The following is a 25,800-nucleotide window of genomic DNA, read 5'->3' as shown; positions in this document are numbered from 1 at the left end:
ATGATCATCGGCAAGAGCGAAGACCCCAATCTGACGAAGGCGGTCTTTCAGTTGATCTACCCGTTCTCTTTGGAGCGGAATTGCCAGGACCAATTACGGGAAACCCTGCTTCAAGAGAGTTATCATTTCTTTCAATTGGGGGATTTGGAGCTTGAAAATAGCTACTACGGACCCGACAATCGCGTGTCGCATCGAGATATGGAGAGGTATTATTTACCCTTCACCAATCATGTGTTATTTCCGAATAACGACGATCCTGAGACGTTCCGCCGGTTAACCAAGGCCTTGAACGTCGGAGCCGCTTTACGAACGCGGCAGCTTCGCCTGAACTTCACGGTGCATTCCGCCGACATCGTCCTATGCCCGTTCAACACCGGATTTCTGACGCTTCGAGTGGAGATCGATCCCGGTCAGGACTTCGGTTACAGCCAGGCTCTGGAGTTCGGAGACCGCATGCGCCACCTCCAGGATACGAACAAGCTAGACTTCGACACCTTCGTGGAATACGAGGAGAAGAGCTTCGAAGAAGTCGAGGATTTCGTTTTCCAAGCGATCGCGCCGCATCTGCTGCCCTTCCTGGATCATTCTCCGATGGACGGAACTTACTTCGAGAAGCTGCCGTTCTTCATGGACGAGAGAATGTTCGTGATCGGGTTCTGCGCATTTCCCGAGGAGTCTGATATTACCTTGCTACACCGCTATCGCGCTGGTCGTCTCGATGGCCTGAACCTGCAAGGCGACGCCAGGGTCAGCGCCAGCCATATCCCCTACATGGAGCGATATGCCGCCAATTTCGAGTATGATCGCTGGGCGCCGAATACGTACTATATTACCGACGAAACCTGTTTTATCTGCCTAACCAGGGAAAAGACGGAAACCGCGAACCGGCTGGCTAACCAAATGTACGGGGAGTATTACTACGGCTTGCTGCTCAACTTATTTCACAGGATCGTGCTGCTGAAATTATCGGTCTCGTACTCCCAAGTGCAGCTTGAACGCAAGCGAGAGCATACGGAGGATTTAATCCGGGATATTACTTGTTTTTCCGCCAAATATTATTTTGTCGAGATCGTCTCCCAGACGCAAGGGAGGGAAATCTTCCACCAGCTCCGCGACGTCTACGGCAATGACGAGCTGTTCGAGGACGTGAAGGAAACCCTCAACGACCTTTATAAGTACCAGGAAACCCACGCTTCAAAGCAATCCAGCTACTTACTGACCATACTAACCATATATACCGTCATAAGCGGGATATACGGCATGAATCAGGTTATCGAGGACCTGAAAGGAGACTATAGCTGGTCTTTTCTTAGCGGGTACTCGACCTTTCAGTGGATCGCGTTCGCCGTTACCTTCTCCGGTCTGACGGTCGCGTTCCTGCTCGTCATCGGCGTCCTGTGGAAGTGGGGCCGAGACTTTCTCCGCAGACGGCGGAAGTAGGAAGAGCTACCAATATACTAATTAGCACTCCGCTGTTCCGTACTTCACATGGAGAAATAAGCGTTCCCGGCGGAACTTGGGGTGCCAAGGTGAGAGGTTGGCAAGCTAAGTAGGATGCTAATCATCGTAATTCAAGCTAACAATCCATTTGGGAACCAAAGTAGGATGAAGAACATCACTATGGATCGAATTTTCGAAAGGAATCGACCAAATTCAAACCAAAAGCAATGAAAACCATCTTAATTCCACTTAAATCTGATATCGCGCGTCAAAATACAATGAAAAACATTGTAATCGGAAATGAATAACCTAGCGATACTCGGCACTTATGTTCCCGCCGAAGCACCCGTAAAACTCTATAACCCATGGACTGGCAACTCCTCATCATAAGAAAAAGCCGTAAGTCCCGCTAAGGGGGTTACGGCTTCTTGTTCGATTACCAGCTAGATCACCAATACCTCGGCCGGATTGCTGCACCATTCGCAGTGCTCCGGTTTCGTCCAAGCCGAGAAGACCGCGGTTTCCAAGCTTACCAAATCCGGCGCATCCTCGTTCTCGTCGACGAATTTGTCGATTGCAAGCTCTACGTGCTCGCGGCATACACAATACATGGACATGTTCCCCTCTTGCCCGTTTCTTTTACCGCCGGCTTAACGCTCTTCCACCGGCTCTTCCTTCTTTTCCTCTAGCTTCACATCGAGCGTTTGTTTTTTCCCGTCGCGATAATACGTTACTTTCAACGATTCCCCGATTTTTTTGGAGTTATACAAGTACTTCCGAAGATCTATCGTGCTGCTGATCGCTTTATCGTCGAGAGCTACGATGATATCGTTGAATTCCAGCCCCGCATCGAGCGACGGTCCGACGGATTCCAGCACGATAACGCCCTCGGTTACGCCTTCCGGAATAACGGGCAACGCCACTTCGAAGCCCTCGCCTTCGGCCGCTCCGTCTTCCACGGTCGGTGCCTCTCCATTCGATCCGCCCTCTTCTTCTTCGGAAGGAGGACTATCCAGGTATAAGCCCAAGTCCATCGTATAGACGCCCATGTACGGCCTCGTGATCTTGCCGTTCGCCAGCAGCTCGCTCAGTATCGGCATCGCGTTATCGATCGGGATCGCGAAGCCGATTCCCTCGACTCCCGTATCCGCTACCTTCATGCTATTGATGCCTACGAGCTTGCCGTTCAAGTCGACAAGCGCTCCGCCGCTGTTTCCTTGATTGATCGCCGCATCCGTTTGGATGACTTCCTGTTCCCAGTCGTAATTGCCGTCTTGATTGATCGATACCGGAAGAATCCGATTGGTCGAGGAAACGATTCCTTGCGTTAACGAATCCCCGAAGCCGAGCGGGTTGCCGATGGCGATAACCATCTCCCCCACACGAAGCTTGTCGGAATTGCCGATTTCCACTATTGTATCGATGCCTTCGGCGTCTATCTGTAGCACGGCGAGATCGGAAACGATATCCAAGCCTACGATCGCGGCATCCTTTTTATCCCCGTTAATAAGTACGGCCTGTAGCTTACCCGCATCCTGAACGACATGCGCATTCGTGATAATGTAGGCTTTTCCATCGCTTTTCTTGAAAATAACGCCCGAGCCCATGCTCGCATTGTATGGCAATTCGCCTTCTTCGTATGGTTCTTCCGCATCGTCCATCTCGGTTAAGGCCTGGTTGGTTATATTAATTATGCTTACCACGCCGGGTCGCACTTTCTCGGAAGCGGATATAATCCGCTCGGAGGTCTCCACCAGCGATTGACCGCCGGTTAACGCCGGCATCGCTTCGGGCTTCGAGTCATCTCCGCTATTCAAGAAAATGAACAGTAAAGCGACGAATACCGAGCTAGCAATAGAAGAAATGAGGGCAACCTTGATCATAGACCCTTGGCGCATCCCTCTGAAACCCCTCGAATCGGGCTCCATGGCATTACGCGAACGCCTCTTGACCCTCGTGGAGTAGAAATCATCATCGAACAAGCTCATGGTCATGCACCATCCTTCTATTAGGGACCGATAAGCGTCATTCGGCTTCCCCACGCCGCTGCGAGTCTTCCTCTTAATCATCATAACTAGTTATTCGTCTTCTATACCGTGCAATCCTAAATTAATAGGAATGTTTATTAAGGTTTTGACTAGAATAGTAATAGAATACTTTCCGATAGAAGGACAAGCAAGTGATTTCCCCTCATAAATACAAAGGTAAAGAAAGGAAGTAGAGCCTATGAGAACGACGGAGTATGGCATGCAATTCCTCAGTCTAGCTTCGCAGGTATCCGATATGAAGCACGACCACTACAGACAACTCCTTGCTATCAGTACGTTAATAGAGCTTCTGGTCGAGAAAGGCATTCTTACGCCCGAGGAAATCAGCGAGAAAGCCTCGCAGATGGAAACCGAGCTGGACAGGCAGCTACTGTTATAAAATTCTAATCTATTTCTTAACGATGTCCCAGGCAGTCGAACGATCATGGTACGTTTCGCACAGAGCGAACTCATCCTTACGGTAAAAATAACCGTTATCCTCTAATACTGTATTCACGGTAAGCTTGGCCAAATCCATCAGGTTGTGCTCTTGGCTTAAATGGGCTAGATACACCCTTCGCAGACTGCCCGTCAGGAGGCTGCATAACGCTTCTCCGGCCGCCTCGTTGGAAAGGTGCCCGGTATCGCCCAAGATTCTACGCTTTATATTCCACGGGTATCTACCCATTCTTAGCATGTTCACGTCGTGGTTGGACTCTAGTACCATCACGTCCGAATTCTGAAGCTGACGCATGACCTTATCGCTTACGTAGCCGAGATCCGTCGCCAGGCTAAGCTTAGCCCCGTCCGCCAGAAAACAGTATCCGACGGGCTCCGCCGCATCGTGGGAGATCGCGTACGACTCGATGCGCAAATCCGCGATTTCCATTACGCTATCCGAAGGCAGAATTCGCCGCTGCTCCTCCGGAATCTCGCCGATCTTCTGCTTCATGGCGCCCCAAGTGTTCTCGTTGGCATATACGGGCAACCGATGCTTGCGCGCGAACGCCCCAAGTCCCTTGATGTGATCGGAGTGTTCATGCGTGACGAATATCGCGTCCAAATCCTGCGCGGCAATCTCTCTATCTCTCAACAACTCTTCTATCTTTTTCCCGCTAAAACCAACATCGATAAGAACCGTGGCCAAGTCCGTAGACACGACGGTCGCATTCCCCGTCGATCCGCTGGACAGCACCGAGAATCGAAGTCCCATATTCGTTTCCAATTCCTCTCCCCACGAGCTTCCCGCCACCCCCTATGTACCGCTTGCTAGGTTTGTTTCAGGGGTTTACGAGAGCCTCGCCTTTCTCTGTCGTGACTTCCGCGCTAATCGCATTCACATAATACACTTCTTCGCCATTTTCCAGCAAAACCCTCCAAGAAGGAACGGAAACTTGCGTTTCCGCGTCATTGAATATTTCTTCCCCGTGGTAGCCCAATCTGATTTCCTTGATGACCGAGCCCGCGGGCAGGTTGACCTCGATGACTTTGGCTAATGCTTTGGCCGCGGGCAGCACTTGCTGTTCCTTGGCTCCGGACGAAGGCTTGATCTCGATAAGATCCTGCGTGTAAGCCCGAATCTTCTGTTCGCTATAGTATAGATTCAGGTGAATGTCGAACAACGGCCACCCTCCTTGCATCCGGTTAAAGCGAAAGTATACCCCCTCGCGGCTACCCGGCACATCCAATGTGTACGTTCCCAGTTCCGGGATAATACCGCCCAGCGCGACTACAAGCTCCTCTTGATTGAAGACGAACCTCGTCTCGGGAGTTGCAGCAATCGCCGTTCGATCATTAATTCCCGTACCTGCCCGCTGCTTGAACGTATAAGTCATTTCCCTCATCGCCGGCGTTTCCGTCGGTATGGTGGCGTTGTCGTCGACTTGAATATTTTTCTCGCGCATGGCCAGCAGCGTCTCGGGAGGAAGGGACGTCCAATCCACCGCCGTGTTCAATCTTTCGCGCCAGTCTGTCCACAGCTGGTATCCCAGCACGATATTCAGCATGAGAAAGGATATGATCAACACGCTCTTGGCACGTCTCCAGTCCATTCCGCTCCTCCTTCCTTTCTCCTGGCACGGTCGTTGGTCCAGCGGATCACTTCACCGTAACGGCTCCCGATTTGGCGACGATGACAACCTCTCCGGTAGTCAATCGCGCCGCCCAAACCGGACTTAAAGCGACTTTATCCTTCTGCATCTCGGGTTGATAAGCCGGATACAAAGCCTCTATGTTCTTGCCTTCCGATTCCATCGAATTCAGAATGGCCTTCAACGGATTCCCGCCCGGCAACTGCCTGATGCGTTTGTTCGTCACCTGATCTCCTACGATGACAAGAGACCGGTTATAAGACGATACCAAGCCTTGCTGTAGCGTCAATTGCATGAATCCGAAGTTCATCGAACGATCGGATACGAGCGGCACTCCTTTATAAAATTGCTGGAAACGAATGACCTCGCTCCCGGTCTCCGAATCGGTTTCCTTGACTAACTGATGCATCCCGTTCCAGCCTCCGTGCTGATTCACGAAGCTTACCGCGGCCATCACGTTATCAACCATGTCGTTGTCGCCTTCCGTCGGAGCCACGGGGTCGGTATAGGACAACCATGTTCCGTCTTGCTCGATCTTAAGACCTATCTTCGTGTCTGTATACACTTGCGGACCGGTCTTGCTATCTTGAATCGTCCGTATACTTTCCGGATCGAAGAACAAGTTATCCTGCATCTGCTCCGTCGTATACCGGTCGAACGAGACCTCCAAGGCTTGCATTCGGGTAATCGGCTTCTCGGGAACGTACACATTGCCGTCCAAGGACGTGTACGGGTCCCAGAACTGACCGAAGCCCACGTAACCTTCGACGTCTCCGATCGTCAAATCCGCCCGCAGCGATTCGTACACTTGGCGTCCGTCCGCGCTGAAGAAGAACGTTCTTACCTCGTCCCGGTCTTTACTGGCGTAAATCCACATTCGGTCGATCGAATCTCTCGTGAATAGAAAATCGCTGTCGATCTTGAACACCCGCTGCAGCAATTCGAAAGGAATGGCCCTTCCGAAGCGCAGTTCGACGCCTTGATCCTCGCGCCTGATCTGATCCCAATCGACGGAATTCACGGAATCGCTTTTCATCCCCTTGAATTCACGGCTCTGAAGCTTCTTTAGAATTAAATCGTAGAACGTCGGCGTACTCGGGTAGAAAACCGTATGCTTATCGTTGCCAAGATGAATGACGAGCTGCTCCGGGAAGATCAGATTCTCGACCTGTTCCTCCGTCCCTAGCGGCTCAGTATTCACGTAATCCTGCTCCGTCTTTACTTTCGCCTCCATGTAGGGCCTGCTGTAGGCAAGAAAGTAGCTCTGGACGAGACTGACCGCTACAAGCAAGAACAGCAGCACCGACTTTCCTTTCTCGATCATGCGGATTCACTTCCTTCCGGTACGATCGGTAGCAGCACCGTAACGACGGTTCCGATATTCGTCTCGGAATCGAGCGTAATGGAGCCTCCATGCGCGCGAACGATTTCCCGGGCAATCGACAACCCCAGACCCGTTCCGCCCATATTCCGCGATCGAGCCTTATCTACCCTGTAGAACCTCTCGAATATCCGATTTAAATCCTTCTTGGGTATGCCGATCCCTGTATCCTTGATGGCGATCGCCAATAGCTTCGCTTCGTTAGTCTTCGCGGATATGTCGATCGTTCCGCCGTCCAGCGTATATTTAATGGCATTGGATACGAGATTGTCGAGCACCTGATCTATTCCGTCGCGATCCAGCCATGCCGTCTTCTGCTTATTCTCCACTTTCACCGTTACGGTAATGGCCTTCTGCCGGAGCTGGAACGAGAACCTGTCCACGACCTCCTCCAGCATTTCGGCCAGATCGGTCTTCTGCCGACGAAGCTGATTCCGTCTGGAATCGAACCGGGATAAGTGAAGGAGGTCCGTAACGAGTCGGATCATTCGCTCCGTCTCGCTTCGAATAACCCCTACGAATCGATCCGCCAGCGGCGGCTCGTCGAGGGCTCCGTCATCGAGCGCTTCCGCATAACTCTTGATCGTGGTAAGAGGCGTTCTCAGTTCATGCGAGACGTTCGCCACGAATTCTCTCCGGGACTGCTCCAGCTTCTCCATCTCCGTCACGTCTTGAAGCACCGCGATCACCCCGGCGACTCCCTTGTCTCTGCGACGAATAGGCGTCAGCGTTACCCGGAACACCAATTCCTCGTCCTCGTCTCCCCCTTCCCGATTGAGCAGTAAGGAGGATTCTTTACCTTCGAGCGTCTCCGCGATCGGCTCCTTCTCGATTCCGAGCGCTTCGGACAAGGTCGTCCCCTCGTTGAGCTCGGACATGCCGAGCATCCCTCTAGCCCTCCGGTTAGTAACAATAACTCGTCCTAATTCGTCCGTCGCAAGCACGCCGTCGCTCATGTTGGATAGAATCGATGCCAGTTTCTCTTTCTCTTCTTCGTTAATAGACAGGGCATCGCTTAAGCGATCCGTCATATCGTTAAAAGCGACGCTAAGCTGACCGATCTCGTCCTTCCCGAACACGGGCACGCGTTCGTCGAATCGCCCTTCCGCGACAGCCGTAGCTTGGCGGGTTAGCGCCTTGATTGGCGAAGTGATCGTTCCCGCAAGCAAGACCCCTAGTATGGCGGTCAATCCGAGCGCGATTAACGTTGCGGACACGAATATTCGGTTAATGCCTTCCATCGTCTGGTACAAATCATTCATCGAGGCAACGATATAGATCGCGCCTACGATCTTACCGTTACTATTGAAAACGGGCTTGGCGATGACTTTAGAGCGGGTATTGTCATCGTCGATGATTTCCTCCTCGTTATCCCGCACGCCCTGCAGCGCCCGGCTGACCAATAACGACGTATTCTTGCGTCCGATATACGATTGCTCGGATGGTCTAGAGGTCGCAGCCAGAACTTTGCCTCCGGAATCGAGCACTTGGATCTGCGCACCGTTAATCGTATCGAAGCTCTGGACGATCGCTTTCAGCATCTCTTCCTTGCCAACCTGGGCGTCCGTTTCCTTATTCTCCGAGAATAAGTTCGAGTAGGAAATCAAATTCGTAAGTAAATTGGCTTGACCGTTCAAGGTGACCGTGAAGGAATTCGTCAGGGAGTTCTTCATCGTGCTGATGAAGTAAACCCCGATCAATTGAACCGCGATCAGGATGAGCAGCAGTACCATCATAATAAGCTTGATCTGAATGCTGCGGAACAAGCTTACCCCTCTCATCCGTAATGACCGCCCGTCATCTTCGGATTCCGCACCAAATAACCGAGTCCGCGCCTAGTCATGATAATCTCGGGTCGGCTGGGATCGTCTTCGAGCTTCTCGCGAAGCCGGCGAATCGTAACGTCGACCGTGCGGACGTCCCCGAAATATTCGAAGCCCCATACCGCTTGCAAGAGATGCTCGCGCGTCATGACCTTCCCGCTGTTCTTAGCCAGGTAATGAACCAACTCGAACTCCCGATGGGTAAGATCGAGGGGCAAATTATTCTTATAGACCACGTACATGTCCGTATCGATGAATAAGTTAAACAGCTTCAAGCCTTGACGCTCGGCTTCCGGTTGCGCGTCTTCGTCCGTCCGCGCGGATTCCACCTTGCGTTGGCGGCGCAAATGCGCCTTTACCCTGGCGAGCAACTCGCGCGTACCGAACGGCTTCGTTACGTAGTCGTCGGCTCCAAGCTCTAATCCCAGCACCTTGTCGATCTCGTTATCCTTCGCCGTCAGCATGATGATGGGCGTGGATAGCCGAGCCCGCACTTCGCGGCATACGTCCATGCCGTCCTTGATCGGTAGCATTAAGTCGAGCAATATCAAATCCGGCTCTTCCTCGAACGCCAACCGAACGGCCGCTTCTCCGTCGAAAGCGCAGACGACCTCGTAGCCTTCTTTTTCAAGATTAAACTTCAGAATATCCGCAATCGGCCGCTCATCGTCCACGACCAGTATTTTTCCTAACATGACGTCACCGCCTCCCGCTTCTCGGAAGCTATTCTAATGTTATCTTACCATAATGCGGGCAAGAGCCCAATGGCGTTTCGTGGGAGTTGCCCTATCGCTTTTCCCTATCGGAATTAAACGGAATTCACTCGGAACGATTGCCACCGCCAAACAAAAAACCAGCCCAACGCTTTGGTTCGCGTCGGACTGGCTGGCTTATCTTACAGATAGCTTGTCGGATTCTTGAGCTTGCCGTTCAGGTAGACCTCGAAATGAAGATGAGTGCCGGTGGAATTGCCGGTACTGCCCATGATTCCGATGACGTCGCCCTTCTCCACGATCTGGCCTTTTTTAGCTATTACGCTCTTCATATGGCCGTATACGGTCTTAAATCCGTTATTATGATCGATCGTAATGGTATTTCCTAGTCCGCCGGATTTATAGCCGGCATATTCGATGACCCCTTCGTCCGCGGCAAGGATGTTCTTGTTGCCGACCATATCGATTCCCTTATGCTGACGGCCCCATCTGGCGCCTTGATAACTCGTGATACGGGCTCCGACGACAGGCCACGAGAACTTACCGGACCCTTCGCCGCGGATAACCTTCGTTCCCTTGAGAATAATCGTAGGAATCGGTTTAAGCAGCACCTTCTGTGCGATCTGTTCTTCTTCCAACATCAATCCGTTTCGCTTGATCAAGCGATAGGTCACTTGTTGCTTCCCTATCTTGCCTTCTCGAAGCGTCTTCTGTTGTCCTAGCTTCATCGTTTCGTTCTTCTGGTATTGAATCGGCGGCTCGATATCCTCGATCTCGGTCACTTGCTCCTCCGAGCTCACGTTCAGAATCGGCGGCTCTTCTTGCGACAGATCTAATTCGTCGCCGATATTGATGTTATCGTTCTTGATCCACTTGTTATTCTTATAGATCAGATTCTCCGAAACATCAAGCTTAGCGGCGATACATCCGATGCAATCGCCTTCCTTAACCGTGTACTTCCTCGGAACGGCTTCGCCCTTCGTAAGCTTGACATACAGCTCTTCCGGATCCGACAGCTGAGAAGCTTCGATATCCGTCGTTACCGTCTGCACATCCTCTACGAAGCCAACCGAAGTGACGGTTCGTTGCGGCGCCGCATTCTTCGTTGCCGTGCTTACGTTCGTCACGGACAAGGATTGGACCTCGGTAGCGGGTTTCTTCGCGACTAATCTGGCAGGAACGTACTTATTCTTCACCCGCTGAAGAACCTTGTTCGCGGTCGCTTCATCGCGGACGATCCCCACGACTTCGCCATCGATGACGAGTTTCACCCCGACCGGATGGGTTTGAAGCATACCGTTTATACGGGATAACGTCTCTTCATCGTCGAATTTCTTATTGTAAGCCCTTTCAGGCTCGAAGGTGACCTGATTCTCGTTCAGCACGAGCCGTACGGGTGTCGTTGCCTTCTCCAATTCGGTAGCTTTGGCTGCGAGCAACTGTTCCACTTTCGATTCGCTGCTAATCTCTCCTACCGGCTTTCCTGCCATGACAACACTATAGTAATCAACGCTATGGGACTCCACATATTGCCGTCCGCCGATTCCGACCGCGATAACCGCGGCTATGCCACAGATCGTCACGATGACCGGAGTACGATAATTGCGAAGTATATTAGTTGGAATAGGCTGCGTCTGATTTGCGGCGATGGTCTTGTCTTTCAATTGCGTGGGCCGAACATGCCGGAAGGTATTCCGCGTTGCGGACATTATTCTCCGGATTCGATCCATTCCCCTGAAAACGGCCATAATCTTCTCCTTTTCTCTTGCTTTCGGCTTTCTTTTTCCCGGTTTTGCCAGAAGCTTGTATCTCACTTTAGCATACGTCCGACAAATCTATCAACCATTTGGCCCCATTAGAATTATGAAAAATGGAAAGAGCCACCGGTTTCCGCTCCCGGTAGCTACGTATAAATTAACCATTCTATCTTATTCTGAAACAGTACCGGAATCCGTTTTTGTCTCTCCTTGGAGAGCCTCCATCATATGCGAATATTCTTCCTCGGTTAAGGTCGCTTTGAGCATGACTTCCATCTGGGATAACTCTTCCGAAGTCAGTCCTCCCTGCAAGGAATCCGACAATTGCTTCAACTGGTCTTGGTTCAGCTTGGAGACGACCATCGCATATAGCGATTGCCGTTGCTCGTCGGATAACTGCCCCATGGCCTCCTGGCCGTTAAATACGGGCAACGTTTCTCCGTCGTCGACGCCGGCTTCCGTGTCTGGATCGGGATTTACCCCGTCCAGCGGCCCCCCCGCATCGATAGAATCGGGAGTATCTCCGGTATTTTCCGAGTCGGGATCCGCTTGCCCTCCTTCGACTTCCGAAGACGGCGTATCCGTCTGGCTATCCTCGGGATCATCGCTTGCAATCTCCTGCGAGGGTTTAGCTTCGGGAGTCGCGCTCGCCTCCGGCGTCTCCTCCGCCCCCCATAACGTTCCCCATACGCCGGACAATGCAATCGGTTGAATATCTAACGGCAAATCCAACTGCTTAATGACCGATTCCATGTAGCTGTTCACGATATACCCCGTCGTCCATATGCACAAGAAGCTGAGCAGCAATGCTGTCGCTCCCATCCGGATCACCCAGCTTACCCACTTAAACATCCCTATACCTCCAACTCTAAGAGGCTGTTCATAAAGCCGTCTCTTGTCGTGCCGACAAACAGACCTTTGAACCTGCTCTATATGTTTTCATAGTTTTAGTATGGGCAAACCTTCCTTTCCTCATTCCTATTCCGATAGGAAAAACACCCCTTTCGAAACGATAGGATCAATCTCTCCGAATGGAGCTCCTACGTTTGCGATAAGAGGTGTCTTGTACGGTTCAATCGACAGCAATTGAACGTTATTCGACTCGAATCTCGATTTCGGAGTCTAAATTGATCGTATCTTCCGGTTTGTATCCGAATCTCGCATAGGCTCCAATGGTGTAATTTCCTTTAGGGAGAGTCAACCTCTTGTTCAAGAACGGTGCCTCGAAGTCATTCAAGTGGTACAAATCCATATTTCGGATGTACTCGTCATTCGGTTCGAAAATATGGGTTAGCAATTCTAACCCCCCAATGTCCAACATTTCGCCTCCATTTTCGTCTGTGATTCTAAATACAAACAACAAGCTAGCGCTGTTGATGATTTTCTTTTCTTGCCCCACGTTCGTAAAATCAGCCCATACCTTGATCGGCTCATCCGTCTTGTATATCTGCCTCTTGCTATAGATGGACAGCTTGAAAGGTCCGCTCGTATTCGAGGAACTGATCTCGGACTTCGCTGTACGGATATCAGGATAGACCACAGAAACAACCTTCGACTCTCCGTCGTAGCTCAAATCCGCGCCAAATTTTTGGGACACGTATTTTAGCGGTACATACATTCTGTTTTTATAGATCAGGGCAGTAGATTCTTCGCCATCTTCTATACCGTTGAATTTCATAATGACGGGCAAAAGCGAAACCTTGGTATTCGTAAAAGCGGTAGCTCCGAACAGAATACAAACCAAAGCCGAAACCATACCAAGTCTCTTCATCTCTCTTCGCTCCTCTCCTCAGCTTCGGATTGATTTACTCGACTCGAATCTCGATTTCCGATTTCAAACGATCCTCGATGGTACTCGGGGATTCCCCGAACATCGCACGCACGATAATCTTGTAGTCCCCCTTGGGCAGATGAAGATTCTGATATCTATAGGGACCTTCGCTTCCGATAAGCAAATTCCGGTTGTACTCGTCGTTAGGCCCGAAGGTTCTGGTTTCTAGAGAGTAACCTAGAATCTCCGAATACAATTCCTTTGATTTGCTTAATATTTCGAATGCAAACAAAGGTTCTCCGCTATAAATCAATGCGGATTCGTCTCCAAGGTGACGGAAGGATGCCCACACCCGAATGTCCTCGTTCTCCTTGAACACTCGCTTCTCGCTGAAGATCGACAGCGAGAAATCCTCATAATGACTGGATGCGTTAATTTGCGATTGAACAATCCGGTTGGTCAAATAACCGATGGAAACTTCTTTATTTTCCCCGTTATAATCGACTTCCGCTCCCATTTGCTCTGCCATATATCTTAAGGGCACATATGCCTGGTTATTATAAGTAAGAATCGGGGGCGTCTTGGCATCGACATCCGCCTTCTTCCCGTTGAATACAAGAGTTATGGACGACATCGAAACATGGATATAGGAGAACGCCGTAGTACCCAGTAATAGACATAAGATTAGGGCAAGAGCCACCAACTTCTTATTCATTCTCCATCGCCTCCACTCGAAAATAGATCTCAACGTATACACAACGAAAAGCGCTTGAAGTTGCCCGTAATTATAAAAAATACGACTTCACCAACCGTCACTTTGAGATTAAAGCGTGCTCTGCGATTCGATTTGATCAAAAAGAGAGCAATCAAAGGTAGATCAAGGAAATTAGACTGGTAATCATCGTTATTGGAGCTATTGGGCACTTTTGCAGTCAAAGTAAGATGAAGAAAATCACTATTGATCGTATTTTGGAAAGGAATAGACCAAACGGAGACCATTAGTAATAAAAAACATCTTTATCCAGCTTCATTCTTGGACTTACTTCAAAAATACATTGAAAAACATCGTATTTGAAATGGATACCACTCACCTCATGTCACTTTCCACTACCTAAGTATTAACTTCTGTTCCTAGCAGGAACACGGCTCGCCGGCTTTGGACGGTATGAACCGTTTATGCTAAGCACCGTAATTTTATACTTCCTGATTGACATACAAAAAGCCGCCCAGCGGATGAAATCATCCGCCAAACGGCTCCCAGCGCTCTCGCTATTATGATCCGTAGATCGGCAATACTTGGTTCGTCTGCTCGCGGTTGCGGCCGACGGAGAAGATGGCGATCGGAATTCCGGTAAGCTCCGTAATCCGCTCCACGAATTTCCGAGTCGACTCCGGCAGATCGCTCAATTTCTTGGCGCCCGAGATGTCTTCGCTCCAGCCCGGAAGCTCCTCGTACACCGCTTCGCATTCTTCCAGCAGCTTGAGGTTCGCCGGGTAATGCTCCATGAGCTCCCCGCGGAATTTGTACGCCGTACAGATCTTGACGGTCTCAAGTCCCGTCAATACGTCCAGCGAGTTAAGCGACAATCCCGTGATGCCGCTCACGCGGCGCGCATGGCGCAAGACGACCGTATCGAACCAGCCGACGCGGCGCGGGCGGCCCGTGACCGTTCCGTACTCGTGGCCTTTATCGCGAATCCATTGACCGAGCTCATTGTTCAACTCCGTCGGGAACGGACCGTCGCCGACGCGAGTTGTGTACGCTTTTGCTACGCCGATGACTTCCTGTATCTTCGAAGGACCGACCCCGGAGCCGATGCATACGCCGCCGGCGGAAGGGTTAGAGCTCGTGACGTAAGGATAAGTCCCTTGGTCGATGTCCAGCATGACGCCTTGCGCGCCTTCGAACAGTACCTTCTTGCCCGCATCGATCGCATCGTTCAGAACGACCGACGTGTCGGTTACGAACGGGCGAAGTAATTCCGCCAGCGCCAGATAATCCTTGATAATGCCATCCGCTTCGAGCGGTTCGCCGTTATACATCTGCGTGATGACTTGATTCTTATCCGCTATAATCGCGCGGGCTTTCTCTTCGAACGCTTCGGCCACCATCAGGTCGGCGATGCGAATCCCGTTGCGCGCGGCTTTATCCATATAACAAGGACCGATTCCCTTGCGGGTGGTTCCGATTTTATTGTCTGCTTTGCGGTCTTCCTCCAACGCGTCGAGCACGAGGTGGTACGGCATGATGACATGCGCGCGATCGCTGATCTTCAAGTTGTCCGTCGAGAAACCGTTGTCGCGAATATATTGAATTTCTTCCACCAAAGCTCCGGGATTAATGACCATCCCGTTACCGATGACGCACAATTTGTTTTGATTGAAAATACCGGAAGGAACCATTGTCAGCTTGTACTTTTTGTTCTCTATGAGGATAGTATGTCCGGCGTTATTCCCACCTTGATATCGGGCGACGACGTCGGCTTTCTCGGCTAGAAAATCGGTGATCTTCCCTTTGCCTTCGTCTCCCCATTGCGTACCTACAACAACGACTGTTGACACTGCAATCCCTCCACCCGGAGTGTTCCTCACGCCGGCATGATAATGCCACCCGAAATCGCATTCTCGCGATCAGGCAGCATGATTAGTTTAGCAACAGAACCTATGGAAGTCAACGGAATTACGAACAATTCCGCAACAGTCCATATGATCGTTCGGAATTTAGCCTCATGTGACGATTTTAAGCGCTGCCTGCGTAAGCCTCGCCATGAGAACGGTCAAGACTGACGAATTTATTGAAGTTTTTCAAGAACACCAATTCTACCGTTCCGACCGGTCCGTTCCGCTGCTTAGCGATAATAATCTCGATGATGTTCTTCTTTTCCGTTTCCTTGTCGTAATAATCGTCCCGATACAAGAACGCCACGATGTCGGCATCTTGCTCGATGGAACCGGATTCCCGAAGGTCGGACATCATAGGACGCTTGTCTTGCCGTTGCTCTACGCCCCGGGAAAGCTGGGACAGCGCGATAACGGGAACTTCCAGCTCGCGCGCGATTTGCTTAAGCGTACGCGAGATCTCGGATACTTCCTGTTGACGGTTCTCGCCGGCTTTGCCCCGTCCTTGTATCAGTTGAAGGTAGTCGATCAGAATCAATCCCAGACCCTTCTCCTTCTTCAGCCGACGGCATTTCGCTCGGATATCGGATACCGTAATTCCCGGCGTATCGTCGATATAGATCTGTGCCTCGGACAGGGAGCCGATCGCCATAGACAGCTTCTCCCAATCGTCGCCTTCAAGATGTCCCGTACGCATCCGCGTCGCGTCTACGTTGGATTCCGCGCAAATAATCCGCTGAACGAGCTGAGGAGCCGACATCTCGAGACTGAATATGGCAACCGTCTCCGATGCCCGAACCGCCACGTTCTGGGCGACATTCAGGGCGAACGCCGTTTTCCCTACGGACGGACGGGCCGCGACGATAATAAGATCGTTGCGTTGGAATCCGTTCGTCATTTTGTCCAGATCGATGAAGCCGGATGGAATTCCCGATACTCCGCCCTTATGGTTATAGAGAAATTCGACCTTCTCGAACACTTCCATGAGGACGTCCCGAATGCTGATGAATCCCGTAGCGGAACGACGGCTGGAAACCTCCATTATTCTCGCTTCGGCGTCGTTAAGCAGCACGCCTACATCGTCTTCCGTCGCGTAGCCGTTCGAGACGATTTGCGTAGCCGTGCGGATCAACCGGCGAAGAATGGACTTCTCTTCCACGATCTGAGCGTAGTATTCCACGTTCGCCGCCGTCGGAACCGAGTTCGCGAGTTTGGTTAAATACATGATCCCGCCGACCTCTTCCATCTGCCCTAGATCTTGCAATCGGGCAGCCATGGTGATGAGATCGATCGGCTCGTTATCGTCGTTCAAGGCTACCATCACATCGAATATGCGTTGGTGAGAGACGCTGTAGAAGTCTTCCGCCTTCAAACGTTCCATGGAGGTGATAAGCGCTTCGGATTCAAGCAGAATGGCACCGAGAACGGCCTGTTCAGCCTCTAGGTTCTGGGGGGGTACGCGGTCATACAACAGCTGCTGATCGCCACTTCCGTTCATGCTTTATTCCTCCACGACTTGTACGTTTAGCGTGCCCTTCACGTCGGGATACAATTTCACGGAAACCTTCGTCGTTCCTAACACGCGAATCGGATCATCCAGCTCGATTTTCCGTTTATCGATCGAGATTTTCTGCAGCTCCAGCGCTTCCGCGATCTGTTTGCTCGTAATGGCGCCGAAAAGACGTCCGCCTTCTCCCGCCTTGGCTTTAATGACGACGGTCATCTCGGACAACCGCTCTGCCAGCGCTTTGAATTCGTTCTTCTCGTTATCCTTCTTCTTCTGAGCGGAGGCCACCTGTTGATCCAATGTTTTCTTGGCGCCATCGGTAGCAAGCTTAACGACTCCTTTAGGTAATAGAAAATTGCGCGCGTAACCTTCGGACACCTCTTTGATCTCGCCCTTTTTACCTTGACCCTTTACGTCCTGCAAGAAAATAACCTTCATTCGAATAACCCCTCTTCCTTCTCGACTTCTTGTAATACTTGCTTTAGCCTAGCCGTGACTTCGGTAACGGTCCCTTGGAGCTGGGCAGCGGCATTCGTGAAGTGTCCGCCCCCGCCAAGCCGTTCCATCACGATTTGCACGTTGATATGTCCAAGCGATCTGGCGCTAACTCCCACGAGGCCGTCCGGTCGCAGCCCGACGACGAACGAGGCTTTGATTCCCGTCATATTCAGTAGCGTATCCGCCGCTTGAGCGATCAGCAGCTGCGGCACCTGCTTACCCGAATCGGCTACGGCGATCGCGATGCATTCCCGGTAGGTTTCCGCGTTGCGAATGATCTCGGCTTTGCGAATGTATTCCTCCAGGTCTTCCTTCAGCATGCGCTGAATGAGCACGGAGTCCGCTCCGTTCCGGCGAAGGAACGATGCGGCTTCGAACGTTCGCGATCCGGTTCTGAATGCGAAGCTCTTCGTGTCGACCGTAATGCCGGCCAACAATGCCGTTGCTTCCCTTACATCGAGTACTACTCGTTCATGGATATATTGCAGCAACTCGGTGACGAGCTCGCAAGTCGAAGAGGCATAAGGCTCCATATAGACCAGAACGGCATCGTCGATGAATTCCTCGCTCCTGCGATGGTGGTCTACGATTACGATTCTCTCCGTCGCTTGCAATAGACGCGGCTCGGCAACCATAGTCGCTCGGTGAGTGTCCACGACTACCGCAAGAGAACGTTTGCCGATCAGTCCCGAAGCATATTCGGGAGAGATGAATCGCTTGGTGAGCTTCTCGTCTTCCTTCAGCATATCCATCATCCGCTGAATGGCGGGATTAACTCCCTCCAGAACGATATAAGCTTCCTTCCCGTACAGCTGCGCAGCCTTCATGACGCCGATCGCCGCGCCGATGGAATCCATGTCGGGCATCTTATGCCCCATGATAATGACGTTGTCGCTTTCCTTGATCAGATCCCGCAGCGCATGGGAGATGACGCGCGCGCGCACCCGCGTCCGCTTCTCGACCGCGTTGCTCTTGCCGCCGTAGAAGCTCTGTCTCTGGCCGACCTTGACGACGGCCTGATCTCCGCCCCTCCCAAGGGCGATATCCAAGCTTCCTTGCACCAGATGCCCTAATTCGATGACATTCTCCGCACCGGAGGCAAAACCGATGCTGAGCGTCATTGGAAGCTTCTGCTCGATCGTAATCTCCCTCACGTCGTCCAGCAACTCGAAGCGCGATTGCTCCAAGCCTTTCAACGTGATTTGGTTCGTAATGATCATATACCTATCCGAGGACAACCGGCGCAAGAACAATCCGTATTTCTGCGCCCACTCGTTGATCTCGCCGGTAACCTTCGATAACATCAATGCCCGCTGTTGTTCGTCCATGCCTTGGGCAACTTCCTCGAGATTATCCATCATGACGATCCCGAGCGCCAGCTTCTCTTCCTCGTACCGCTTCTTGACCATCCATCTTTCGGTAATATCCACTACGTAGAGAATACGCTCTTTCAGCCGCGGCAGAAGCTCGTAAACCCGGCCGTTAATCGTGACTTCGATACCCGTTTCCTTATCCTTGTCTTTCGCCGCTTGCTGCAGAACGGGGAAATGCGTAGCCAGAGGCTCGCCGACGATGGAAGGGCGACCGATAACGGTAGACATATAGGCGTTATGCCATTGAATTTCTTTGTCCTCGTTAAAAATGATGATTCCGAAAGGAAGCTGTCCGATGACGTCGTTACCCGCGCTTTTGATCCGATGGGATAAAGTAAGCACGTAGTCGTCCAGATCGTTGCGGAAAGCTTTCTCCGCGAGTATGCCGTATACGGCCACGACCCCTCCAAGCGCCAAACCTAACAAACCGAGCAGCCATTGGTACCAGGCCAACGCAACGGTTAACATGAAGATGAGCACCAGTGCCCAGACGATATGCATGCCGTGCCAACGCTGCACGAGAAACTTGGGCATATCCGCTTTCGCTCCCGTCTAATGGCTAGGAGAATAGGCACCCGACGATGCGCGCCTATCCGAATCCCGCCTTATTTCACGAAATATTTGCGCAGCGGGAAAGCTGCGTCAATCAAACCGATAATGTAAGCCGGGGGAAATAGCATAAGCGGTATGCATAACAGAAGGGGCACCACTCTCGGCCATTTCTTGGCGTCCGCAAGGTAGAAGAAGAAGCCGATGGCTTGCACCGTAAAGACGAAGCGCAAGATCGGGACCAAATTCGAAATCACGATCGACCAATACCCATTATCCTCGTTCGAGATGATCAAGCTGGCGACCATAGCGATCAGATAGTAGAGCACCAAGCTTCGTTGGACTCTCCAGGTTTTCGCTTGCGGTAAGGCAGGCGCTTGAATCCCCACCGTGCGCAGGGACATTCGCGAAAGCCAGTGCGTCACGATCGTAAAGAAGAACGCGGACACCAGCAGTAGCATCGGCAACATCTTCATGACTTCTTCGCTGAACGCGGACGCCGTTTCCGCCGCCCAGCCCGATTCGAATAAATTGCTCGTTTCGAGCTGCTTCAAGCTGTCCGTTAACATCGAAGTCAATTCGGCTTTTAAATTAATATCGAACATCGCTGAGAAAAGAACGAGCTCGAGCAAGAGCTGCGCAAGCACCACGACGAACCCGACGATAATCGCCAGCTTCGCGGTGCTTCCCCTCTTGTACAGATGTCCCATCGCGACGGAAGGGACCAGGAAGAAGAAACCGATGATCATGACCACCGGCCCCATCCCTCCGGACAGGAAGTACGCTAGCACCCCGATCGGAAGCAAATGCAGGATGAAAACCTTGGGTTTAAGCAGAGTGTACAAGACAACGAAAGGAGTCATGATCAAGAAAGTCGTGATGAAATTCAAAGGTGTCGCAACCGTAAGCAGCAACAGCAACGCCGCCGCGCTCCACGACAACGACTTCCAACTCATATTCAAAAAATTCACCTCTTGCGGATATGTTCGGACAATTCGGTCAAATCGCGGTACTGATCTTCCAATTGATGTCCTTCTTGTTTAAGCTTAGCCAGCTTGTCCTGAATGGCCGAATCCAGATCGCGGTAAGGTATGCCTAATCTTCGACCTAAAATATACGAGCTTGCGATAAGACCTGCCAAGCTGTCCTTTACCCGGGTTGTGCTCCCGTCCCATATCGCTTTGAACAAACGCGACATCTGATCGACGACTTCGGTTTTGAGCCACTCGATCGTCTTGGCTCTAGTGGCTACGTCCAGTTCTCGGTCCATCGCTATTCCTCCTACGCTTCAACTCGTCATTGATGCAGAAGCCCGGAAAGCTGCAAACTTCATTATATCATACAACCGGTGTCCCTCGGCAAGCAGACAAAACCCGGGAGCGATTGCCGCTACCGGGTTTCGGTAATGTTCGATTCTACTGGGCCGTCAGCGTGAAGCCGACTCCTTCTTTGGCTAACTTCCAACCGTGCGCTTTCAACGCGGATAAAGGCACATAGTTCCGTTCTCCGACGGATAATAGCTCCGTGGCGGCTCCGTTATCCCAGATCAGCTTGTAGCCCCGCTCCAGGATCAACTCTCCCACCTTGGGCTTAGGAACGACCGCGCCTGCTTTACCGTCTGTTAACGTCAGCGAGTAAGAATGCGCGACCTTGTCCCATTGATAGGCGTAGCCGTGGCTTTCCAGCGCAGCCAGATCCACATAATTGGCGCCGCGATATTCCAATAGCGTGTCGTTGCTTCCCTCCCATGAAAGGGAAGAGCCTCCGGACTTCACTCGAAGGAATTCGCTCTTGATCGGCTGTCCGGCATGAACGTCCTTATGGATGCCCTTCTCGTCGAGGGCGACTTGTCCCTCTATAAGCACGTATTCGATTCCGGCGGACACGATCTCCGGTTTGTCTACCGTCGACTTGTCGCTAATCTTGTCGTAATCGAACACCACGATGTCGGCATCCATGCCTTTGGCGATCCTGCCCTTCTTCTGCAGTGCCGGAGCTTGCTTCTCCAAGCGCTGCGCCGGCATGAGAGACATCTTGGCAATCGCGTCGGACAACGAGATGACTTGCTCCTCCCGCACATAGAGGCCAACCGTTCTTGCGAAAGTTCCCGACGCTCTGGGATGGTTGTTGAACCCGGGCTCCAGAATCGCGTCGCTGCCGATCATTACATACGGCGCCTTCAGCGAGTCGATGACGTCTTGTTTCGGAATCGCGTAAGCGACCGCGAGTTTACCCTGTTGCTGGTACTTGCGGAACGACTCGGCGGTCAAGCGCTCCTTCGTTCCCGCGATCTGCAGGTCCTTGTATGTAATGCGGAACCGATCTTGCCAACCTTCGTCGAATCGAGCCGAGTTCAAGTACGTTCCCCAGTAATCGTAGGGATAGATACACGAAGTGATATCAAGCCCTTCGGCGATCGCGTCCGCAACCATCTTCAGCGACTGCGTCATGGAGAACGTTCCGCCGGTGCTGTTGATATGATCGATATGAACGGCGGCGCCCGACGCTCGGGCATAACCTATCAGCTCGTTCATGGCGTCGATGTTCGTTCCCGGCTCTTCCATGTCCGAATACCTGGCGTGAAAATAAACCGGAACGTTATACTTCTTAGCCAGCTTCATAAGCGGCAATATTTCCTTATCATTCACGCCAGGAACGTATTCCAAGCTGAACGAGATGCCAAGAGCTCCGTTATTGAGCGCTTTCTCGGCTTGATCGACCAACGTTTGCGTCTGCGCGGGTTTCGCCGTATCGTAACGGCTTAACTTGAACTGATTCCGCGCTTGGGTATAGAAGAACGATGCTCCGAAGTGAACCGGAGTCTTATTCCGAACATAGTAGGGATACCACTTGTCCGGATTTGCCGTGCCACCATGCATGGCGATGTTCGTCGTGACTCCGTCCGCGATCTTATTCCATACGCCGACGGGGTTCGGATCGTAAGAGAGGTTGTCGATGAATCCGGGTGCCACGACAAGCCCCGTCGCATCGATCTCGCGCTTGCCTTTCAGCTTCCGATCGGTTACTAGCACGATCGAGCCGCCTTGAACGGCCACGTTAAGGCCTTCCTGGTCCAGCTTCGTCTCCGGGTTGATCACGCGGCCGTTGGAGATGACCACGTCGTAGGTTTTACCTAACTCGGAAGCCGTCGGCTGGTCGATGATTCCTTCTTCCGATTGCTCTGCGGAGGTCGAAGGCGATGCCGCTTCCGAAGACGGCTTAGAACCTCCGTCGGCTATCGGGGTTGTTGCGTTCGGACTGGACTCCGACAGCGCCCCCGGCTTATCATCCCCGAATAACGTTGTCGCGGCCCATATTCCTCCTGCGACGATAAGTACCGCGATCGCGAGGATCAACGGAAAAATCCCGCGTTTGCGCGCTCTGCTGTTACGGCTGTAAGTCATCGTTCCTCCGAGGTTGTCCCGTATTTTCCCTACGCTTCGCTCTTGACTTCTTTATCGTTGGAGCCAAAGGGAAGAAGAAGCTTCTCGCAATAATCAATGATATCGCTGCGCCGTACGATTCCGATGAACCGGTTCATGTCGTCCACGACCGGAACGAAGTTCTGGGTCTTGGCGAGCGATACTAAATCCTCCATGTTGGCATCGATACTTACCGCAAGATTATTCATTCTTAACGGAACATCGCTTAGAGATACCCGATGCAACTGTTCGAAGCTAAGTCCCGGATTCGCTTTCAAATACCACAAGAGGTCGCCTTCCGTAACCGTCGACTTATACTCCCCCGTCTCGCTAATGACGGGGACGGCCGAATATCGATGCCGTTCCATGCGTTCTAACGTCTGACGCAGCGTTGCGTCTTCGTTCACGCATACCACTTCTTGTTTAGGCAATAGAAAAAATGCAATATTCATGGTTTCCTGGTTTCCTCCTCCGTTATAACGAAAGACCCGCCGCCCATGGTCGCAGCCTATCCATTATATCATGCATAATTCGAGAATCACCATTTTCATGCCGCTTCTTGTCAATTTATGCCGCAGGGCTTTGAGGTGGATTGGACGCCGACTCTTCGACCTCATGAGGGACGGTAAGCTCGCTTACCGGAGTGGCCGGATTCATCCAAGCCGCTATCGTAGCGCGAACGTCGGCCAAATCCTGCTCGTCGCTCACGAAATACCATAGGTTCTGCTCGCCCATACGCTTGCCTTCGCCTTTCAGCGTATAACTCTTGATTTCATGACCGATTTGCAAGAACTTCTTGGCCAGATCGCTCATCGACTCCGGAGGCAGATCCGTGCTGAAATTGTCTCCTACGATGTCCAGAATTTCCGGAATCTTGTTCCATTGCTGCAACGAAGAGGTTTTGTGAACGAGCGCTTCGATAAATGCCCTGTTCCGTTCCGTCCGGGACATATCGCCGCCCGCATCCTCGCGATAACGCACGTAATTAAGGGCTTCCACGCCCGTATAGCTGTCTTTGTTCGCTTCGACGGTAAATTTCTCGTGATCCGCGCCCTTATTCACGATATCTTTCATAATGGGAAGAGGTATACCTCCTAGCGTATCCACGACCTTGGTAAAGCCTTGAAAATTAATGGACGCGTAGTGGTCAATCTTAGCATCAAGCAACTTCTCGACGCTATTCACGGCCATTTCGGGTCCGCCGAACGCGTAGGCATGCGTGATTTTGTCCACTGTACCTTTACCCACGATATCCGCATACGTATCCCGCGGAATGGAAACCATTAATACGTTACCATCTTGAGGACGAACGACCGTATAGATCATCGTATCCGAGCGGCCACGTTCGTGGTTGCGGGCATCTACCCCCAAGAGCAGCATGCTGAACGGATTCTCCACTTGCGGCGGCTCCTCCGAAGTCGGACGATCGTTCAAAGGCTGGTATGAATCCTCAAAGCTAGCCTCCACTTTATCGGACAGAAACCAATCGTAGCCCAACGCGGATAAAGCGCCTCTATTGGCATATACGACTCCAGCCGCAATGACGAGCAGCATGAACGTTGATATCATTATGATTTTGAAACGACGATAATTACGCATAATTCCACTCTCCTTTTCGTGAACTTCCGATGACTTCTCTTTTTTGCATCCCTTTTTACCCCGCTGGACCCCTAATATACGATTCACAAAGATAGATTGTTCCATATTTCACTCCATAAATCATTAAACAAATAGAAAAGCTTCCACGCTGCCCAACTTCAACCACTTCGAATTCGTTGTCGTTCGGCGTGCGCTCGCGTATAATGCTCACTATATTAGGAAGGACGGAATGCGGATGTCCGAAACGACGATTGATGATCCTTCTTCTAAGAATCATTCGCGGCCCGTTCGACTGAAACGCCATAAAGTAAGCCGCGAATCGGTCATCGGTCTTGGCATGAACTATTTACACGAATTAGGCGCCGATCATATTTGCAACGTCTGCATCTATAACGGGGGCTCCTGCTGCGGCGGTTGTGAGCATCTCTCGAACGGGGCGGGGTGCAAGCTTCGCAACACGAGCTGCACGGCTTGGTTATGCGGATTCTTGAAATACGTCTTGTATGAAACCGGACACCTGCGGGATTGGAACGCTTTCTGGGCGCAAGTCCCCGGATTGGATCATCGCATGGACTACACGCCGGAACAATTCTTTATTCGCGTCTCTTTGGAAGCCCACACGCTGAAGGAGTTAAGCGCGTCTCTCGCCGAAGATCTGAAGGAGCTGTCCAAGGCTCATGTCGGGGAGCTTGGGTTCATCCTGACCGTGCGGGAACAGCTCGATCGATATATTGACCTGTATCTCTTCTGCGATAACGACATCCCCAAGCAGAAGAGGGTCAAGAAACAGATTGACCAATTATCCGTCCCATTCCATCGCTTTCGCGAGGCTTTGTCGTTGCATCGACGGAGCTTTGAAAAGAGCGAATAGAAAAACGCTCCCGGATTGCTCCGGCAGCGTTCGGATTATCGAGACCTGCGTCTTGTCGACGGCGGGTCTCTTTTTGTTTGCTAGAGATGAATCCCCCGCCATAGTCGGTTTTTCCGACCATAACGAGCACAGACCACTCAGCCCCCCCCGCCATAGTCGCTTTTTACGACCATAATGCGCTCGGACTCCCAAGACGCCCCGCCATAGTCGCTTTTTTCGACCATAACGAGCACAGACCTCTTAGACCCTCCCGCGATAGTCGGTTTTTCCGACTGCTATGAACGTGAAAGTCAACGCATGGTGCTCCACGTAGGTTAAAGTTTCTTTTAAATCGCTCGGCACGAAGGCAAAATGTTAGAT

General features: G+C 51.7%; 23 protein-coding genes. 3 read left to right on the top strand and 20 right to left on the bottom strand.

Annotation, left to right across the window (positions count from 1 at the left end):
• The gene (locus DFP95_RS24725) at nt 1–1,440 is read left to right on the top strand and encodes a magnesium transporter CorA family protein (protein WP_115995372.1); all 1,440 of its coding nucleotides are present in this window, start codon (nt 1–3) and stop codon (nt 1,438–1,440) included.
• 443 nt (nt 1,441–1,883) lie between these two features.
• Here the strand turns inward: DFP95_RS24725 and DFP95_RS24720 are convergent, their stop codons facing one another.
• Nucleotides 1,884–2,051 carry a CxxH/CxxC protein gene (locus tag DFP95_RS24720; RefSeq protein WP_115995371.1) on the bottom strand — a complete coding sequence of 56 codons (168 nt, stop codon included), beginning with the start codon at nt 2,049–2,051 and terminating at the stop codon, nt 1,884–1,886.
• Between the two features lie 39 nt (nt 2,052–2,090).
• Nucleotides 2,091–3,428 (bottom strand): S1C family serine protease, encoded by a 1,338-nt coding sequence (locus tag DFP95_RS24715; RefSeq protein ID WP_115995402.1) that lies wholly within the window; start codon nt 3,426–3,428, stop codon nt 2,091–2,093.
• 238 nt (nt 3,429–3,666) lie between these two features.
• Between DFP95_RS24715 and DFP95_RS24710 the strand changes: the two genes are divergently transcribed.
• Complete coding sequence (locus DFP95_RS24710) at nt 3,667–3,867, top strand: hypothetical protein (protein WP_115995370.1); 201 nt, start codon at nt 3,667–3,669, stop codon at nt 3,865–3,867.
• 9 nt (nt 3,868–3,876) lie between these two features.
• Here the strand turns inward: DFP95_RS24710 and DFP95_RS24705 are convergent, their stop codons facing one another.
• The 18 genes from DFP95_RS24705 to DFP95_RS24620 form a co-directional block, all read right to left on the bottom strand.
• The gene (locus DFP95_RS24705) at nt 3,877–4,680 is read right to left on the bottom strand and encodes an MBL fold metallo-hydrolase (protein ID WP_115995401.1); all 804 of its coding nucleotides are present in this window, start codon (nt 4,678–4,680) and stop codon (nt 3,877–3,879) included.
• Between the two features lie 67 nt (nt 4,681–4,747).
• Nucleotides 4,748–5,518 (bottom strand): two-component system regulatory protein YycI, encoded by a 771-nt coding sequence (yycI, locus tag DFP95_RS24700; RefSeq protein WP_115995369.1) that lies wholly within the window; start codon nt 5,516–5,518, stop codon nt 4,748–4,750.
• Nucleotides 5,519–5,564: 46 nt separating this feature from the next.
• Nucleotides 5,565–6,881 (bottom strand): YycH family regulatory protein, encoded by a 1,317-nt coding sequence (locus DFP95_RS24695; RefSeq protein WP_115995368.1) that lies wholly within the window; start codon nt 6,879–6,881, stop codon nt 5,565–5,567.
• The gene (gene walK / locus DFP95_RS24690; protein ID WP_115995367.1) at nt 6,878–8,719 is read right to left on the bottom strand and encodes a cell wall metabolism sensor histidine kinase WalK; all 1,842 of its coding nucleotides are present in this window, start codon (nt 8,717–8,719) and stop codon (nt 6,878–6,880) included. Before walK ends, DFP95_RS24695 begins: the two co-directional genes overlap by 4 nt.
• Nucleotides 8,716–9,456 carry a response regulator YycF gene (gene yycF / locus DFP95_RS24685; protein ID WP_115995366.1) on the bottom strand — a complete coding sequence of 247 codons (741 nt, stop codon included), beginning with the start codon at nt 9,454–9,456 and terminating at the stop codon, nt 8,716–8,718. The genes walK and yycF overlap by 4 nt, the downstream gene beginning before the upstream one ends.
• 200 nt (nt 9,457–9,656) lie before the next feature.
• Nucleotides 9,657–11,222: a M23 family metallopeptidase gene (locus tag DFP95_RS24680; protein ID WP_147304215.1), complete on the bottom strand. Its 1,566-nt coding sequence runs from the start codon at nt 11,220–11,222 to the stop codon at nt 9,657–9,659.
• Nucleotides 11,223–11,402: 180 nt separating this feature from the next.
• Complete coding sequence (locus DFP95_RS24675; protein ID WP_115995364.1) at nt 11,403–12,083, bottom strand: hypothetical protein; 681 nt, start codon at nt 12,081–12,083, stop codon at nt 11,403–11,405.
• A 241-nt stretch (nt 12,084–12,324) separates the two neighbouring features.
• The gene (locus DFP95_RS24670) at nt 12,325–13,002 is read right to left on the bottom strand and encodes a stalk domain-containing protein (protein WP_115995363.1); all 678 of its coding nucleotides are present in this window, start codon (nt 13,000–13,002) and stop codon (nt 12,325–12,327) included.
• Between the two features lie 34 nt (nt 13,003–13,036).
• On the bottom strand, nt 13,037–13,717 hold the full coding sequence (locus tag DFP95_RS24665) for a stalk domain-containing protein (RefSeq protein ID WP_115995362.1): 681 nt from the start codon (nt 13,715–13,717) through the stop codon (nt 13,037–13,039).
• A 557-nt stretch (nt 13,718–14,274) separates the two neighbouring features.
• Nucleotides 14,275–15,564: an adenylosuccinate synthase gene (locus DFP95_RS24660; protein ID WP_115995361.1), complete on the bottom strand. Its 1,290-nt coding sequence runs from the start codon at nt 15,562–15,564 to the stop codon at nt 14,275–14,277.
• Nucleotides 15,565–15,742: 178 nt separating this feature from the next.
• Nucleotides 15,743–17,119 (bottom strand): replicative DNA helicase, encoded by a 1,377-nt coding sequence (dnaB, locus tag DFP95_RS24655; protein ID WP_115995360.1) that lies wholly within the window; start codon nt 17,117–17,119, stop codon nt 15,743–15,745.
• A 3-nt stretch (nt 17,120–17,122) separates the two neighbouring features.
• A complete protein-coding gene (gene rplI / locus DFP95_RS24650; protein WP_115995359.1) occupies nt 17,123–17,566 on the bottom strand; it encodes a 50S ribosomal protein L9 in 444 nt (147 codons plus the stop codon).
• The gene (locus DFP95_RS24645; protein WP_115995358.1) at nt 17,563–19,533 is read right to left on the bottom strand and encodes a DHH family phosphoesterase; all 1,971 of its coding nucleotides are present in this window, start codon (nt 19,531–19,533) and stop codon (nt 17,563–17,565) included. The genes rplI and DFP95_RS24645 overlap by 4 nt, the downstream gene beginning before the upstream one ends.
• Before the next feature lie 71 nt (nt 19,534–19,604).
• Nucleotides 19,605–20,504 (bottom strand): DUF2232 domain-containing protein, encoded by a 900-nt coding sequence (locus DFP95_RS24640; protein ID WP_245987945.1) that lies wholly within the window; start codon nt 20,502–20,504, stop codon nt 19,605–19,607.
• An 11-nt stretch (nt 20,505–20,515) separates the two neighbouring features.
• Nucleotides 20,516–20,818: a MazG-like family protein gene (locus tag DFP95_RS24635; RefSeq protein ID WP_115995356.1), complete on the bottom strand. Its 303-nt coding sequence runs from the start codon at nt 20,816–20,818 to the stop codon at nt 20,516–20,518.
• Between the two features lie 145 nt (nt 20,819–20,963).
• Nucleotides 20,964–22,952: an amidohydrolase family protein gene (locus tag DFP95_RS24630; RefSeq protein ID WP_115995355.1), complete on the bottom strand. Its 1,989-nt coding sequence runs from the start codon at nt 22,950–22,952 to the stop codon at nt 20,964–20,966.
• A gap of 29 nt (nt 22,953–22,981) precedes the next feature.
• Nucleotides 22,982–23,422 (bottom strand): CBS domain-containing protein, encoded by a 441-nt coding sequence (locus tag DFP95_RS24625; protein WP_115995354.1) that lies wholly within the window; start codon nt 23,420–23,422, stop codon nt 22,982–22,984.
• Between the two features lie 115 nt (nt 23,423–23,537).
• Nucleotides 23,538–24,569, bottom strand: coding sequence for an LCP family protein (locus tag DFP95_RS24620; RefSeq protein WP_115995353.1), 1,032 nt, complete (start codon nt 24,567–24,569; stop codon nt 23,538–23,540).
• Between the two features lie 229 nt (nt 24,570–24,798).
• Between DFP95_RS24620 and DFP95_RS24615 the strand changes: the two genes are divergently transcribed.
• Nucleotides 24,799–25,440: a hypothetical protein gene (locus DFP95_RS24615; protein ID WP_115995352.1), complete on the top strand. Its 642-nt coding sequence runs from the start codon at nt 24,799–24,801 to the stop codon at nt 25,438–25,440.
• Nucleotides 25,441–25,800 lie beyond the last annotated feature (360 nt).

Source organism: Cohnella lupini (assembly GCF_003386205.1).
Taxonomy (GTDB): Bacteria; Bacillota; Bacilli; order Paenibacillales; family Paenibacillaceae; genus Cohnella; species Cohnella lupini.
Note: the sequence above shows the minus strand (reverse complement) of the source record. Positions and strands in the feature narration are given on the sequence as shown.